The organism is Neobacillus sp. DHD-1R, assembly GCF_057747995.1.
In genome coordinates this window covers 1,549,304-1,564,743 of record NZ_CM173232.1, presented here as the reverse complement: position 1 = coordinate 1,564,743, position 15,440 = coordinate 1,549,304, and the positions used below count along the sequence as shown (strand labels likewise).

Here is a 15,440-nt window from a genome sequence, read left to right as displayed (position 1 = left end):
TTAATTTCTTATTGGCTAAAATATATCATGCGGATTCATCGAAAAATGTCGAATTATACGAAAAAATGAATGAGTACCCATTCATTTTTAAATAATTCACAAAATGTTCAAAAATGCTATTAGCATTGATAAATGGGGTTCAGCCCACAACAAAAAAAGATGTCTCATAACAAAGGGTCAGACCCTTTGTTATGAGACATCCGCTTTACTTATGATATCAACCAGTATTTCTTAATCCGGCAGAAATTCCACTAATGGTGAGAAGCACTTCCGTCAATAGTTCATCATTAGGTTCTTCTTGGCTTCGCAATTCTTTAATTAGTTCAACTTGTAAAAAGTTTAACGGATCTACATATGGATTTCGTCTATAGACCGATTCCTTTATATTCGGGGTATGATCGAGTAATTCTTTATCACCCGTTATTCTGAGTAAAATACCTTTTGTCTTTTCATATTCCTCTAGAATATTGGTAAATATCCGGTCGGCAATTGATTGGTCATGTACAAGTAATAAATATTCTTTGGCAGTTGTAATATCCGCCTTCATTAACGCCATGTTAAGATTATCAATCGTCGATTGGAAGAACGGCCATTTTAGATACATTTGCTGTAAAAGCTGAAGATTTTGCTCATTCTTTGCAGCAAAGCTTTCTAAACCAGTACCTGCAGCATACCAGGCAGGTAGCAATTGGCGGCTTTGTGTCCAAGCAAACACCCAAGGAATGGCTCTTAAGTCTTCAAATCTTCCTCTATTTTTCCTGCTCATTGGTCTTGAACCAATGTTTAAGTCTCCAATTTCTTTTAATGGAGTGGCTTCATTAAAGTAAGTCAGGAAATCTGGATCACCAAAAACAAGTGATTGATATTTTCCTAAAGCAATGCTGGATATTTCCTCAATCGCTTCTTCCCATTCTTGTTCACGCAATTGACCATGCTCTTCTTGAGAAACATGTGTGGCTGTTAGAAGCAAGGTGGATGTTGCCTGTTCTAAACTTCGATAGGCAATATCCTCAAGCAAATATCGTGAAGACAATACCTCTCCTTGTTCTGTAATTTTGACACCATCGCCAATGGTTTCAGCTGGTTGAGAAAGTATACTTTTATTTAATGGACCGCCACCGCGCCCCAACGACCCGCCACGACCATGGAAAAATTTTAAGCCAATTTTATACCTTTTCGCCATCTCATGAATTTCGATTTGTGCTTTATACAGTTTCCAGTTAGCTGTTAACGTCCCGCCGTCTTTGCTTCCATCTGAATAACCAAGCATAATTTCCTGCTGATTTCCTAGGATTTGCAAATGATTACGATAAACTGGCATTTTAAAAAGTGTTTCCATAATGGACGGACCAGCAGTTAAATCATCAATGGTTTCAAGGAGCGGAGCAATATTTAAATGACTTTCAAGGGTACCATCTGCATGTAGTCGATAGAGACCAGCTTCCTTTGCGAGAACAAGTACTTCTAATAAGTCACTTGGTGATTTTGTCATGCTGACAAGATACACGGAAATAGACCGCTTGCCAAATTCCTCATGTGCTTCCTTAATCATTTGAAATACTTTGATCATTTCCTGTGTGTCCGATGAATAATCCTCAGTGGATAATAGCAGTGGACGAGGGTCTATTAGGATATTTTGTAAGATCTTAATCTTTTCTGTTTCAGAAAGCTCAGCGTAATTATCAGAAATACGAACCTTTCGCAATATTTCTGTTATAGCTGCTTCATGTTCCCCGCTATGATTCCGAATATCTAGCGTAGCTAAATGGAAACCAAACAATTGGACTTGTCGGATTAGCTTTTGAATGATTTTCAATTCATGTGCTGTCGGATGGTGCTGTTTTAAGCTATTGTTAATCATATTCAAATCAACTAATAATTCATCTGCAGAACGATAACCTAAATCTGATTTGCCGACTTGTCGGACTCGTTCGATGATAACCGCAAAAACTCGACGGTATACCTCTGTTTGATTCGGCCATTTTTTCTCATCTGATAATAATTTATTTTCATTTTCTTTAAGGAATGTAAGAATCTCATCACTTACATTTACCCTTGTTGTGGAATGACTATATCGTTTCATTAAATCCACTAATACATTTTTGTATTTTTTTAAAGCAAGTCTTCGTTGTCTTTGTAACGTTTCCCATGTTATATCATGTGTAACATTGGGGTTTCCATCACGGTCACCGCCAATCCATGAACCAAAACGAAGGAAATTAGGAATCTCCCAAGCTGTGTTTGGATAATAACTTTCCAGAGATTCTGCAACCTCCTGATGGATATTAGGAAGTACTTCAAAAAGTGTCTGATCAAAATAATATAATCCATTTCGGACTTCATCCAAGACAGTTGGCTTATGATCGCGCAATTCATCCGTTTGCCAGAGGATAGCAACTTCATTAAACAAGCTCTCTTCAAGCTTTTTTTGTTCTCTGTTCGTTAGGAGCGGATGATCTAAGTTTTTTAATACATCTGCGATTCGCTGCTGAATTTCAAGGATAGAACGTTTTGTGGCCTCGGTTGGATGTGCGGTAATGACAAGCTCGAGTGACAATGTTTGTAGTACATTTTGGATTGTATCTTCATTGATATCGTATTCTTTAAGCTTTAGAATCGCACTCTCAATTGATGCAGGCTGAACAATCTTATCGTCCTGAAGCTGATATTGTCTTCTCCTCCGAATTCGGTGGTTCTGCTCTGCAGCATTGATCAAATGGAAATACATTGAAAATGCCCGAATAACTTGTTTACGCATGGGCGTGTTCAAACTGGTAATTTCATCTTTTAAGGCAGCATAGATTTCTTTATCAAAGTGACTCCGTAGCGTTTTACTCATGAGTCGTATTTTTTCTACTTTGTCTAAAAGTTCTGTTCCACCATGATTGACAAGGATTTCTCCCAGCATTTTTCCAAGTAACTTTACATCGCGACGCAATGGAAGACTGCTGTCATTCAATTTCTCTTCTGCTGTCATTTGAATCACCTTCCCTTTAATTCGAAAATTCGCTAAATTTTTTATATATAAATATAACATCTTTTATGAACTTGGTCTATTTTTATTTATTTCACAATGTTTGTTTAGAACAATTAAAAACCTGCCCAAACAGCAGATTTTTTCTACATCTATTTTTTAGAATTGTTATTTTTCTTGATCAAACACCAATACATAGGTTTTCTGATCATCATCCCCATTTGAGACAACAACAGAAATAATCGTTTTATGATCGTCTTCTAATTGAATGGTTTTGCTGCTGCTACCTTCAATCAAGACATCTGCCCCACTATAATTAACGGCTGGGTTTATCGTAATGGCCTTAACGTCATTTGATACCGCTATATGGTAGGTAAACTCGTTAGTTGTAAAGGCACTGTCCCATGTGCCTTCTGAAACTGATAAGGCAGAAAGTGTTGCTTTACTAACTTTTACTATAGTCGTATTACTTGGCTGTTGAGATAGTTGGGATGATTGAGATGTCTGTGAGAATGAATTATTTCGATTAGTCAACGTCGTCGAGTTGACTACTGGTACATTTGTAGCAGCTGCTTCCCGCGTGATACGAAGTGTATAAGTTATTTTCATGCCATTTTCGGCTGTTACATCAATCGTAATATTAGACTTTCCAACTGGTATTTTAACAGATACCCCTTTATCAACTATATTTGAACCATTAACCTCAACGGCAGCCGTTTTGGCATTTGCTGTCGGAAAAACTGAAATAGATGATATTTCATTGGAAACTTGAGCACTATATTCTGTTATGGCAGCAGAAAATTTGGGCGATAGTTCCCCTGATGAAAGATTAATTGATTGCAGAAGGTTATCGTCATCTTGATTTCTCGTTATGGTAAGTGTATAGGTAGTGGCCGCTTGACTTTCATCCTTAACGTCGATAAGAAATATGTTCTCCCCTGTATTAAGTGTGAGAGGACCGGTTGAATCGTTTGTAACTGTCTGTCCATTTACTGTGATGACAGCTCTGGAATTATTACTTTTTAAAAGAAGACTAACGGCTTTAATGTCATTTTCTACAGATGCTGAATATTCCTTTGTATTTTCTTTTAAATCTTGGTCAAGTTTGACCCCTTCAATCTCTAATTTTGAAAGTGTGTTGGTGGTTTCCGTCTCTTGTGTGACTGCAGGACTTTCGGCATATGCAGTTGGTATGTAAGGACCTGTTCCTATTCCAACCATAGTAGCAATAAGAATTACGTTTAGTCCGTTTTTTTGTATCTTTGCAAACATGAATCGTTCCTCCTATCTATTATCCATATGGAGCATGGAATTTGATTTAACTGTACGATTCGATGCTTAAGAATTGCTTAATTTTTATAGAACATGACAGGTTGTTTTCATAAAAAAACAAACCCTTTTCAAGGTTTGCTAAAATGATGATGATTTTCTGTTGAATTCTTCCAACTTTGAAGAGATGGCTACCGCTACTTCCTCATCAGATAATTGAATAGCCTTTTTTAAGAGCGAATTGGCTAAAGATCCTATTGGGCCGGTTGAATTAATATCAATAAATCCTGTTACTCGTGTTTTATGTCGATTAAGTGCTTTTGCTTCAAAATACCCTTCTCCTAGGTACTTTTCATTTGATCGCCATAATTCAAAGCTGACCCTAGCAGGCTCATTCCATTCCTTAATATCAATCAACAAAAAAACCTTTTTTTTCATTATGCCAAGGTCACTTTTAAATTCCCATGTAATTTGTCGATCATTTAGTTTTTCATGTTGAATGTAACCTGGGACAAGCGGCGCCCAATTATTTTCATCCCTGATAAAATCCCAAATTACTTCAATGGGGATATCTAATTCTACATGTTGTAACTCGCTCGGCATGGGTATCCCTCTTTCGTTTTCAAAAGTAAAAACCTTCAAGTTACTGAAGGCTTTTTTAAAATATATGTTATTTTATTTCTTTATAGAAGAAACTTAGTTATTTTCCTTTATTTCCTATGATCTCTCCATGAGGAATTCATGGATCCGTTCTGATGCAAGTAAGAGTCTATCAGGCGGTTGAACCATGGCAATTCGAACATAGCCTTCACCCATTTTTCCAAAAGCATCGCCTGGAATGACCGCGACACCGGCATGATCAATCAATTCAAAGGCAAATTTGCGAGAACTCCACCCTTTGGGAATCCTTGCCCACACAAACATCGTTGCAGGAGACTTCGCCACTTCCCAGCCGCTTTTTTCAAGCCCCATTATTAGAGTATCCCGTCTAAGCTCATATTCTTTCACTTGTGCACTTAGGAATGTGTAGTCCGAGGTGAGAGCCTCCACCGCCGCCATTTGAATCGGATAAAAAATCCCGTAATCAATGTGTGATTTAAAGGTTGCTAAGATATGGATGGCATGTTTATTTCCGACAACATATCCTATCCGACAACCAGCCATATTAAATGTTTTCGATAGCGAATTAAATTCAATTCCAACTTCTTTTGCACCTGGAACAGACATAAAACTAATCTGTGGGTTATCATCAAATATTAATTCTGAATAAGCAAAATCATGGACCACCAAAATATCATGGTTCTTGGCAAAAGCAACGACTTCTTTAAAAAACCCGATATCCGCAAGTGCTGTTACTGGATTTCCAGGATAACTAATAATCATCATTTTTGTTTTTTGTAAAACTTTTAATGGAATATCATCAAGCTTTGGAAGAAACCTATTTTCAGCTAAGAGAGGCATGGGATAGATCGTCCCACCTGCAATATTTACACTAGCCTCATAAATTGGGTAGCCTGGATCAGGGACTAGGACATAATCACCGGGATTAATTAATGATGTTGCCAAATGAGCTAGTCCATCCTGTGAACCCATTAACTGCAAAACCTCTTTTGCAGGATCTAAGTCTACTGCGTAGCGTTGTTTGTAAAAATAACTAACGGCAGTATTAAATTCATCGATTCCCTTCAATGTGTATCCATATTTACATGGATCTTTAGTGTATGCGACTAGTGTCTCCACCACAAATGGCGGTGGTTGAAAATCTGGACTTCCTACACTTAAATCAATCACGTCTTTTCCCTTTTTGATGGCATCCTGTTTTCGATCAGCTATTTCTTGGAAAATACTAGCCGTCATTTTTTGAAGTTTCTCAGATGCAACGAGCTTCATAAACATTCTCCTCTAATCTTTAAAGTATGATTAAAATTTCTTACTTGATAGAATTTTTATTATTTTAACATATTTCTGATTATAGTAATCTCATTTTATCGTTTCTATGATTAAAAATAACCATTGATTATTAATTCCAAATAAATTAAAATTTTAGGATATGTTTAAAAGTCAGAAAACGAACTGGCCGTTATTGGAGGAATATAAATTGAAGATCTTTTCTTACTTTTTATTTTTTTTAGGATTAACTTTTTTTGGCTTAGGAAATGCCATAGCCGTAAAAGTGAAAGATGTTGGTTTGCATCCTTGGGAAGTATTAAATGTTGCACTTTATGAGCATTTTGGTTTAACCATTGGAACATGGGGAGTAGTGTGCGGGTTAATCCTGATTCTTATCTCATCGTTTGTTGCAAGAAGCTATATTAGTATTGGAACCATCTTAAATGCCTTATGTATTGGACCAATAATGGACTTCTTTCTATGGTTAGATATTCTTCCAAATGCAACTCATACATGGCTGGATTATTTAATTCTCCTTGTTGGTGTGTTTTTTTCTGGCCTTGGCGGCGGCATGTATGTTGCTGCCGGTATCGGCGCGGGTCCACGTGACGGTTTTATGCTATCCATATCTGATAAAACAGGGCTTTCAGTCAGTAAAGCTCGAATGATCGTTGAAAGTATAGTTTTAGTTATTGGTCTTTTATTAGGCGGACCTGTATTTATCGCCACTTTCCTTTATACGTTTATTCAAAGTCCCATTTTTCAACGCTCATTAAAACATTTCAAAGTATTAGTAGCATCAATGAAAAGGAAGAAAAGCCAAAGACAAGATGGGATTGTATTATAAAGATCTGTAATATAGCTTATTTTTAAGTGGAAGAATAGGCAGACAGCACAAAAAACCAGCCGAAGATGTTTTAGGATAACGTTGATTTTTCCATGAAACGGCCAAGAATCCCCAGTCCATTGGATTGGGGATTCTTTTTAGTGGAAGTAAGTTGGTTAAATAAATGAGTTATGAAATCTTCTTTAATTCCTCTGTTAATTTGAGGAATAGCTCCTTGTTCCCATCTTGTAGTGTTTGGTCGATTTCCTTACGGATTTTCTCCCTCTTGAATTCAATCAGGGAATTGTTTAAAAACATCTCTGCAACTACTGAATCTGTTTGCTCATCCGGCTGTTGTGGTGAATTTAATAATTTCTTTTCCATGGAAATCAACTCCTTTAGCTTTTTTTCATTATACATTGAGTTTTCTAAAAATTCAAACATTTTATTTTGGAAATTTAAAAGAATTTTGGTAATCCATTTTGGTGTAAGGCTGAAATAATGGGGTAAATTAATGGCATCTATTTATTATTGGAAAAGGAGGAAGAATCGATGGAACAAGCTGTATTCACCGGCTATCAGCAGATTAATAATATAGATGTTTATTATGAATTTTATCCTCATGATTCAGCGAAAAAAACGTTTGTTTTATTGCATGGTTTTCTTTCTTCCACCTTCACATTTCGCCATTTAATTTCACTGTTGAAAGAAGAATATCAAGTCTTATCACTTGATCTGCCCCCATTCGGAAAAAGTGCGAAATGTAATCAATATGTGTATTCCTATAAAAACCTTGCACAAACAGTTATCAAACTGACAGAATCGTTAGGATTAAAAAATATCACTTTCATCGGCCATTCAATGGGAGGCCAAATTGTCTTGAATATCCTCCATATGATGCCTGAAATCGCCGATAAAGCAATTCTCCTATGCAGTTCAGCTTATTTGAAACGCTCAAAATTACCATTAATCTTAACCAGCTATATTCCTTATTTTCATCTATTTGTAAAATATTGGTTTGCGCGAACTGGGGTAAAGAAGAACCTTCAAGATGCGCTTTACAATCACTCGATCATCAATGATGAAATGATTAATGGCTACCTGCAGCCCTTCTTACAGGATGAAATTTTCGTAGCACTTACCAGAATGATCCGCGACCGTGAGGGGGATCTTCCTGTCGAAGCCCTTAAACAAATCAAAACTCCTTGCTTACTAATTTGGGGTGAACATGATAGGTCCATTCCACTAAAATTCGGAGAACAACTTAACAAAGATTTAGTCAATTCTGAGCTGATCGTTTTAAAAGAAACAGGACACGCTGTTCCAGAAGAACGTCCGAATGAGGTCTTTGAATACATCAAACATTTTTTAGAAAAATTTCAAACGGCAGCCCACCAGTAATGGAATCGGCTGCCGTTATATCAATTAATTTTTTTTATTTTTTAGTACGAGAAAAAAATAGGATGAAACCGCTCCTAAACCGGCCAACACAATGACAATCCCCATTGGAATAGCATTATGTTCTCCCCCCACTCCAACTAGTGGCGCTGCCAATGCACCGATTGCAAATGATAAAACACCTAAGAGGGCAGAGGCACTGCCAGCATTTTTTCCTTGCTTCTGCATGGCAAGTGAAAATCCAGATGTATTCACTATCCCAATACTAGAAACTACAAAAAACAGTGGAATAAGAATAAGAAAAAGATTCGCCTGTATAGACAGCAGAATAAGTAATACGATTCCTCCGCTCAGGCATAAACCTACTCCAAACACAAAAAGCTTAGACTCGTGAATTCTTCCTGCCAACCTGCCTGTTATTTGACTAGCGAACATGATGCCGAGCCCATTAATGGCAAAAATATAACTAAACAATTGTGGAGAAGCACCATAAATATTTTGGACGACAAAAGGTGAACCTGAAATGTAGGCAAACATCGCAGCAGTAACAAGGCCTTGCGCAAAAGCATAGCCTACGAAGGTACGATCCTTAATAAGATTTTGGAAGGTTCTAAGTGTAGTTTTAAGCCCCCCTGTTACTCTTCTATCATTATGCAGAGTTTCTGGTAAACCGAAAAGGACAACAAAGAACATGATGAAACCTACTAAACTTAAGACGACAAACACACCTTGCCATGGAACCACCTTTAATAATAGGGCACCCACTACTGGTGCGAGAATTGGGGCAACTCCATTAACTAATGCAAGCAGTGCGTAGAATTTCGTTAATTCAGATCCAGCATATAAATCCCGAACAACGGCTCTAGAGATAACAATCCCTGCTGAGCCGGCTAACCCCTGAATAAACCGTAATCCAATTAACATCCAAATGGATGGACTGAATACACACAAAAGTGAAACAACAAAATAGAGGAACAATCCAAAAAGAAGAGGTAATCGTCGGCCGCGTATATCACTGATTGGTCCTGCCAAAAGTTGTCCCGAAGATAATCCAAGCAAGAAAAAGGTGAGACTCAGTTGAGCGAGAGATGGACTTGCGTGAAAATCCTTTGCCAATTCAGGCAGAGCCGGCAAATACATATCAATCGATAACGGGCCGAAACCGGCTAAAGTACCTAGCACGGCGGCCATCCAAAACCTTTTAGAACGAGAGATTCCCTCAGTATTTAAAATTATTTTGTTGGAAGGTACTCCCATTTTAAATATCAATCCCTTCTAGTTAAACAATGAAAAACTCCTCAAGGACAAGGATTTTTCTTGTATACTACTTTCTACAAAGAATCATATTTAAATTATCTTAAAATTACAACTAATAATTTAAAAGTTCTCAAGATTTTTCTGTTTAAAATGGAGAGCGTCAGCTCCTTTATCCACAAAAAAGGAGTGTTAATACGGTGTATGCCATCGTATTAACACTCCTTTCATTTAAACCAGCCCTTTTCTTTAGATTGGGTGATGGCTTCAATGCGATTTTTCACTTCGAGTTTGTCTAAAATAATCGAGATGTAGTTACGGACCGTACCTGTTTTAATGCTGAGCTCTTCGGCAATTTCTTTGGTGTTTTTTCCATCCGCAACAAGCTCTAGCACTTCTTTCTCCCTGTCTGTCAATGGATTCTCTTCACCATAGACATCATCCATCAACTCAGGTGCATAAATTCGTCTGCCCGCGATTACGTTTCGAATCGAACTTGCTAGTTCATCACTTGGACTATCCTTTAACAAATACCCGCTCACACCCGCCTTTAATGCACGTTGGAAGTAACCGGTTCGGGCGAAGGTCGTTAATATGATCACTTTGCAGCCAAGACCTTTAAGTTCTTCGGCCGCCTCTAGTCCGCTCTTCCCAGGCATTTCAATATCCATGATGCAGATATCAGGCAGAAATTTCTTTACAAGCAATACAGCCTCTTCACCGTTTGATGCCTTTCCTACTACTTCCATATCGTCCTCTAAATTTAGCAGTGAACCAAAGGCACCTAACAGCATCTGCTGGTCTTCAGCGATAACAATTTTAATCATTTCGATCCTCCTTATCGACTTGCTTGACATCGTTGGGTACCTTTATCGTTAAGGTGGTTCCATTCATTGTCAATAGCTCTAGACTGCCATTAATAAATTCCAGCCGTTCTTTCATTCCAATCAATCCATGCCCTTCGTCAAGAGTGTTATTTCCAGCTTTGAACACGCCATCATCATGAATTGAGAGGATGGTTTCCTTCCAAGTTTGCTCGACTGAAACGATACAAGACTTAGCTTCACTATGTTTTACTACATTGTTTACAGCTTCTTTCAGGCACATACTAAGTATATTCTCGGTTAACAGTGAAACATTCGTTAAATTGAACTCGCCTTTACATTCAAGATTAATTAAAGCCGCTTTAATGATTTGTTTAACCCGAAGGATTTCGTCCTTCAAGCGAATCCCACGCATCGAAGAAACCATTTTTCTAACTTCACTTAAAGCAGTCCGTGCTGTTTGCTGAACATCTTTTAGTTCATTGCGTGCCTGATCTGGATCCTTAGTAATGAGTTTACGTGCTAGGTCTGACTTCAATCCGATTAAGGAAAGCTTTTGACCTAGTGTATCATGGAGGTCACGTGCAATTCGATTCCGTTCCTCTAATATAACCAGTTCTGATATTTTTTTGTTTGCATCCTCAAGCTTTTCTTCAAGCTGCCCCCTCTCCTTCCGATTATGAATACTAAACGGAAGAAGGATCACACTGATCCAGATGATGATAACAAATGGCAGCTGTGTAAGAAATAACTTTTCTTGCGTGACAATGTTATAGTTAATGGAAGCGGAGGTACTAATCAAATGAATAAAATACAAGGTTAAAAAGGCAATCCGGTCTTTAATATTACCTATAAAATAAGCAAGGAAGAAAGCGAAATAAACATAGCTGTAAAGACTTGACGCCGTGATCGAAATTCCAATTAAGATTAACGTCCAAAGGTAAACGGGCCAGCCTTTTGAAATAAAGGCAATCCGGTAAAGAATAAAGAATACAAAGGTAAGTAACACGCCCACAACGATCTGAATAGTAGATGACGATTGGAAAATAAAGTAAAAAGGTAATATACCAAGTATGGTCCATATATACGGAGCAATACCATTATTTTTTCCAAAAGTCATATACCTTTTAATCATTGACAAAACCTCATTTTCTAAAAATAAACTTAATACTTCTATCTTACCTTACTGTACCTTCATTTTCCCCTAATTTATTCTCTATTTTAGCTAAAAACCTTAAAACTTTAAACCAAACACACTTTTTGCTCTTGAACAGAATGATTATACTGCCATTGAGTTTATCGAAAAACAGTTTTTGACTGTTTTATAGGTGTAAATTACATCTATATGGTCATAAAAATATTCTTGCCTTTATATAATAAACTAGCCGAAATTTCATAAATGTTTACACCTCACAAATCTTGGAAACATATGTTTATAAAAACATTAGGAGGAATAAAAATTGGGAGAACTATTTTCTGTTTGCTCCGAAATTCCTTATTTACGATTTGGTGTGGGTGAACCTTTAGTTTTTATACATGGTCTTGGTGAAATAAAAGAGGGTTGGTCAAATCAGTTTGAATTTGCAGATCAATATGATTTAATTATACCTGATTTACGAGGGCATGGTGAGTATCAATCTCCTGGCGAGATTACGATTAATAACTTTGCCGATGATGTGATACGACTTCTAAAGGGGCTTAAAATTGAAAGCGCACACATTTGTGGACTTTCAATGGGTGGAATGATTGCACAAGAGATTTATCGCCAAGCACCTGAATTATGCCGATCATTAATGCTGGTCAGTACGTTCCATTATGCACCAAAACATCTAGGTAAGCTTTTTTTACAATTTCGACAAGCTCAGCAAAAAAATATATCTCCTGATGTTCATAGAGAGACAGCCGCAAAAATATGTCTCTATTCATGGACAAGAAAGAATTTTGAAGACTTTTATCAATTTTATAAACCCAATCGTGAATTCTATTTCAAAGCCATGGAAGCCTGTCTACAAGTAGATAATTTAAGTTTACTTCCTAAAATTAAAGTTCCTACCTTAATTATTGGCGGACAATATGATTCTGTTATCCCTGTTTGGGTACAATTATTAATGCATAAGCAGATACCCCACTCAGAGTTCGTCATTTTCAGGAACACTGGCCACATCGCCAAGCTTGAGGCAAAGGATGCCTTTAACAAAGTTCTTCGTACCTTTCTAACTAAACACAAAATGACAGGGTAGAGGGGAAGGATGATACCTTCCTCTTTTCCCTGTTAGACTAAAAAGCTCTTGAATATTTATCTGTCATCCCTCTTTCTATCAAGCATTTTCTTTCAATTTTTCTTGGTCTCGTAATACTCTTCTGAGCAATTTGCCAACAGATGATTTAGGCAGTTCAGGGAGAATTTCCACTTCTTTCGGCGCCTTATAGGATGCAAGGTTTTCCTTTCCGAACTGTTTGATTTGCTCTTCTGTGATAGAAAAACCTGGTTTTAGCTTTACATAGGCTTTAACGGTTTCGCCGCGATATGGATCGGGTACACCCACAACAAGGGCTTCTTCAACTGCTTCAAGTTGATATAGGACCTCTTCAATTTCACTCGGATAAATATTGTATCCGCTTGCAATAATCATGTCCTTTTTCCGGTCTACAATATAAAAATAACCGTCCTCGTCCATTTTGGCGATATCCCCTGTAAATAGCCAGCCATCTTTAAGGACTAAAGCAGAATCCTCTGGACGGTTCCAGTAACCTTTCATTATTTGAGGTCCTTGAATGACTAATTCCCCTGCTTCTCCTATTGGTGCATCAACATATCCATTCTCTGTTTCAAGAACAATTTTCGCAGTGGTACTTTGAACTGGAATTCCCACACTACCATATTTTCTCGGTACAAATGGAGGGTTAAAAATAGCTGTTGGTGCTGACTCAGACAGGCCATAACCATCTAGCAATGTTGCACCCGTTCTCTTTTCAAACAACTTTGCTGCTTCTACCGGCAGTGGTGCGCCACCGCAGCTGATAAAATATATTTGATCAAAACCGCACTCTTCCAACCCTTGTTGACTGTTTAACGCAAAAAACATGGTTGGAACACCTGACATTTGGAATGGTTTCTCCCGCTTAACGGTCTCCATTACTTCCTTCGGATCAAAACGAGGTAAGATAATTTGATTTGCTCCCTCACGAATCCCGCATAGTGCTGTACTAGACAGTCCATAAACATGGAACATCGGCAAGACCGTAATCATTTTAAAATCTTCAGGTTTCACACATGTTTTATAGGCAAAATCGCATACTTGGTTGAAATTGGCTAAAAGATTATTGTGAGTAAGCATGACTCCTTTAGCTAGTCCAGTCGTTCCACCAGTATATTGAAGCAGGGCCACATCCTCATGCCGGTTGATTTCTACTTCTGGAACATTACTATCTTCATATAAGAATCCATCGAAGTATTGATCACCCTCAGCTAAGATTGCCTTTTCGCCGCCAAAGCTAACTACAATAATTTTTTTCAATGAAGTTTTTGGCTGTACTTTTTTTACTTTCGGATAAAAAGCATCCAAGACAACTATGTATTCTGCCCCAGAATCATTTAGGACGTGTTCGATTTCCCTTTCAACATACATTGGATTTACCTGTACCGCAATTCCACCTAATCGAAAAATCCCAAATAAGGAAAAAATATAGTGGGGAGAATTGGGAAGCATAATGGCAAAACGATCACCCTTCTGAAAATTATTCCTAAACAAGGAAGCGGCAAATCTGTCCGTAACCACTTTCGAATCCTTAAAACTCCACACCTTTCCATAAAAAGTGAAGGCAGGTTTTTCATTATAACGGTTTACGGCTTCTTGTAAAAAATCATAAAGGGATCGGTGTTCAATTCTTACATGCTCATCAATTCTAGGATCATAAATTTGTAACCACGGTTTCTGCTGATAAACCATATTTCTCCCTCCCCATACATATTTAGTTAATTCACTTAAATTATTGTTAGGAATGGAAAAATTGTAAACTTACTATTCTCGACACCTTTCCACAATTATTAATCATTTTCTTACCAAAAAAAATGATTATTCATCTTATCTTCCTATGGGATAAAAATCAGCAGGAAAAAGGTCGAATATTGTCAGGATTACTTCCGTCGTTCACAAAACTTTAATAGAAAATTATGAAATTTATTTGACAAAAAAGTCCTCAGAAAAAATCATAGATTCCAATGTATACGATTATTTATGTGAGGCATGTATTGAAAAATCGATAGTCTTATAAGCTACAAAAAAGGTAGCTAATGAATAGACAGCCTCTGTTAGACCATATATAAAAATCGCACTCCCGAATATGAAAAGATTAAACAGCAGGATATATTGACCAATGGTAATCGGCGAACGTTTACTAAATAAGATCGCTAAGACCTCTATCCCATCTAAACAACCTCCATATCTGATCGTTATTCCCACTCCCAACCCTAAACAAAGCCCTCCAAGAAGGATGACTATAAGAGGATTTTCTGTTAAAACTGGAAAAGGTTCTAAAAGATAGGTTCCAACTGAAAGGGTAAGAATAGCGAATAGGCTCAGCATGAGAAACCTTTTGCCAAGATATGAATAAGCAATAAGGAAAAATGGAGTATTCAATATTAGGAGAAACAGTCCCACTTCTTGCCGTGTAATATGTGAAAGAATGATGCTAACACCAATAATTCCACCGTCAATTACATAATTTTTCACTAAAAATAATTGCAGCGAAATGGCCACTAGCATAGCCCCACAAATAATAAAGCAAATGCGTTTTAGAAAAGATATACCGTGTGATCTCATTTCAATGTAGGAGTTTTTCCTTGTTTTATACATACCGTTCCCCTTTTAGTACAAACTTCCTTCTTAGATATTTATATTCTTCGATAGGGAAAGTATCACATTAATACTTACAATTTAAATGGGGATACCTATCACCAATTATTTTTAGATTCGACATAAAACATGAACCTTTGTTCATGTTT

General features: G+C 37.2%; 13 protein-coding genes. 3 read left to right on the top strand and 10 right to left on the bottom strand.

The features are described from left to right. Window positions 1-217: 217 nt before the first annotated feature. From ppc to AC3ANL_RS07430, 4 genes are all read right to left on the bottom strand, one after another. A complete protein-coding gene (gene ppc / locus AC3ANL_RS07445; protein ID WP_488328594.1) occupies window positions 218-2,977 on the bottom strand; it encodes a phosphoenolpyruvate carboxylase in 2,760 nt (919 codons plus the stop codon). A 165-nt stretch (window positions 2,978-3,142) separates the two neighbouring features. Continuing rightward, entirely contained in the window at window positions 3,143-4,246 is a 1,104-nt protein-coding gene (locus AC3ANL_RS07440; RefSeq protein WP_488328593.1) for a cadherin-like beta sandwich domain-containing protein, read from the bottom strand. A gap of 138 nt (window positions 4,247-4,384) precedes the next feature. Beyond that, complete coding sequence (locus AC3ANL_RS07435; protein ID WP_488328592.1) at window positions 4,385-4,846, bottom strand: SRPBCC family protein; 462 nt, start codon at window positions 4,844-4,846, stop codon at window positions 4,385-4,387. Window positions 4,847-4,960: 114 nt separating this feature from the next. Further along, window positions 4,961-6,133, bottom strand: coding sequence for an aminotransferase class I/II-fold pyridoxal phosphate-dependent enzyme (locus AC3ANL_RS07430; protein WP_488328591.1), 1,173 nt, complete (start codon window positions 6,131-6,133; stop codon window positions 4,961-4,963). Between the two features lie 160 nt (window positions 6,134-6,293). Between AC3ANL_RS07430 and AC3ANL_RS07425 the strand changes: the two genes are divergently transcribed. Continuing rightward, window positions 6,294-6,980: a YczE/YyaS/YitT family protein gene (locus tag AC3ANL_RS07425; protein ID WP_488328590.1), complete on the top strand. Its 687-nt coding sequence runs from the start codon at window positions 6,294-6,296 to the stop codon at window positions 6,978-6,980. A gap of 168 nt (window positions 6,981-7,148) precedes the next feature. On the opposite strand, the gene AC3ANL_RS07420 is transcribed toward AC3ANL_RS07425, so the two are convergent. Then, on the bottom strand, window positions 7,149-7,343 hold the full coding sequence (locus tag AC3ANL_RS07420; RefSeq protein WP_488328589.1) for an IDEAL domain-containing protein: 195 nt from the start codon (window positions 7,341-7,343) through the stop codon (window positions 7,149-7,151). Window positions 7,344-7,511: 168 nt separating this feature from the next. Between AC3ANL_RS07420 and AC3ANL_RS07415 the strand changes: the two genes are divergently transcribed. Next, window positions 7,512-8,360, top strand: coding sequence for an alpha/beta fold hydrolase (locus AC3ANL_RS07415; protein WP_488328588.1), 849 nt, complete (start codon window positions 7,512-7,514; stop codon window positions 8,358-8,360). Window positions 8,361-8,384: 24 nt separating this feature from the next. On the opposite strand, the gene AC3ANL_RS07410 is transcribed toward AC3ANL_RS07415, so the two are convergent. From AC3ANL_RS07410 to AC3ANL_RS07400, 3 genes are all read right to left on the bottom strand, one after another. Next, window positions 8,385-9,614: a multidrug effflux MFS transporter gene (locus AC3ANL_RS07410; RefSeq protein ID WP_488328587.1), complete on the bottom strand. Its 1,230-nt coding sequence runs from the start codon at window positions 9,612-9,614 to the stop codon at window positions 8,385-8,387. A gap of 224 nt (window positions 9,615-9,838) precedes the next feature. Further along, on the bottom strand, window positions 9,839-10,438 hold the full coding sequence (locus AC3ANL_RS07405) for a response regulator (RefSeq protein WP_488328586.1): 600 nt from the start codon (window positions 10,436-10,438) through the stop codon (window positions 9,839-9,841). Then, complete coding sequence (locus AC3ANL_RS07400; RefSeq protein ID WP_488328585.1) at window positions 10,431-11,570, bottom strand: sensor histidine kinase; 1,140 nt, start codon at window positions 11,568-11,570, stop codon at window positions 10,431-10,433. The genes AC3ANL_RS07405 and AC3ANL_RS07400 overlap by 8 nt, the downstream gene beginning before the upstream one ends. Window positions 11,571-11,895: 325 nt before the next feature. Here AC3ANL_RS07400 and AC3ANL_RS07395 point away from each other — a divergent pair, with 325 nt between their 5' ends. After that, on the top strand, window positions 11,896-12,675 hold the full coding sequence (locus AC3ANL_RS07395; RefSeq protein ID WP_488328584.1) for an alpha/beta fold hydrolase: 780 nt from the start codon (window positions 11,896-11,898) through the stop codon (window positions 12,673-12,675). A 78-nt stretch (window positions 12,676-12,753) separates the two neighbouring features. Here the strand turns inward: AC3ANL_RS07395 and AC3ANL_RS07390 are convergent, their stop codons facing one another. Further along, window positions 12,754-14,385: a long-chain-fatty-acid--CoA ligase gene (locus tag AC3ANL_RS07390; protein ID WP_488328583.1), complete on the bottom strand. Its 1,632-nt coding sequence runs from the start codon at window positions 14,383-14,385 to the stop codon at window positions 12,754-12,756. Between the two features lie 282 nt (window positions 14,386-14,667). Next, window positions 14,668-15,291: a YitT family protein gene (locus tag AC3ANL_RS07385; RefSeq protein ID WP_488328582.1), complete on the bottom strand. Its 624-nt coding sequence runs from the start codon at window positions 15,289-15,291 to the stop codon at window positions 14,668-14,670. Window positions 15,292-15,440: the final 149 nt, after the last annotated feature.

What these genes read in the sequence shown, in the direction of transcription:
- AC3ANL_RS07415 (WP_488328588.1), top strand. Translation starts at nt 7,512, where the DNA reads ATGGAACAAGCTGTATTCACCGGCTATCAGCAGATTAATAATATAGAT.
- AC3ANL_RS07425 (WP_488328590.1), top strand. Translation starts at nt 6,294, where the DNA reads ATGTTTAAAAGTCAGAAAACGAACTGGCCGTTATTGGAGGAATATAAA.
- AC3ANL_RS07435 (WP_488328592.1), bottom strand. Translation starts at nt 4,846, where the DNA reads ATGCCGAGCGAGTTACAACATGTAGAATTAGATATCCCCATTGAAGTA.
- AC3ANL_RS07405 (WP_488328586.1), bottom strand. Translation starts at nt 10,438, where the DNA reads ATGATTAAAATTGTTATCGCTGAAGACCAGCAGATGCTGTTAGGTGCC.
- AC3ANL_RS07440 (WP_488328593.1), bottom strand. Translation starts at nt 4,246, where the DNA reads ATGTTTGCAAAGATACAAAAAAACGGACTAAACGTAATTCTTATTGCT.
- AC3ANL_RS07390 (WP_488328583.1), bottom strand. Translation starts at nt 14,385, where the DNA reads ATGGTTTATCAGCAGAAACCGTGGTTACAAATTTATGATCCTAGAATT.
- AC3ANL_RS07385 (WP_488328582.1), bottom strand. Translation starts at nt 15,291, where the DNA reads ATGTATAAAACAAGGAAAAACTCCTACATTGAAATGAGATCACACGGT.
- AC3ANL_RS07420 (WP_488328589.1), bottom strand. Translation starts at nt 7,343, where the DNA reads ATGGAAAAGAAATTATTAAATTCACCACAACAGCCGGATGAGCAAACA.
- AC3ANL_RS07400 (WP_488328585.1), bottom strand. Translation starts at nt 11,570, where the DNA reads ATGATTAAAAGGTATATGACTTTTGGAAAAAATAATGGTATTGCTCCG.
- ppc (WP_488328594.1), bottom strand. Translation starts at nt 2,977, where the DNA reads ATGACAGCAGAAGAGAAATTGAATGACAGCAGTCTTCCATTGCGTCGC.
- AC3ANL_RS07410 (WP_488328587.1), bottom strand. Translation starts at nt 9,614, where the DNA reads ATGGGAGTACCTTCCAACAAAATAATTTTAAATACTGAGGGAATCTCT.
- AC3ANL_RS07430 (WP_488328591.1), bottom strand. Translation starts at nt 6,133, where the DNA reads ATGAAGCTCGTTGCATCTGAGAAACTTCAAAAAATGACGGCTAGTATT.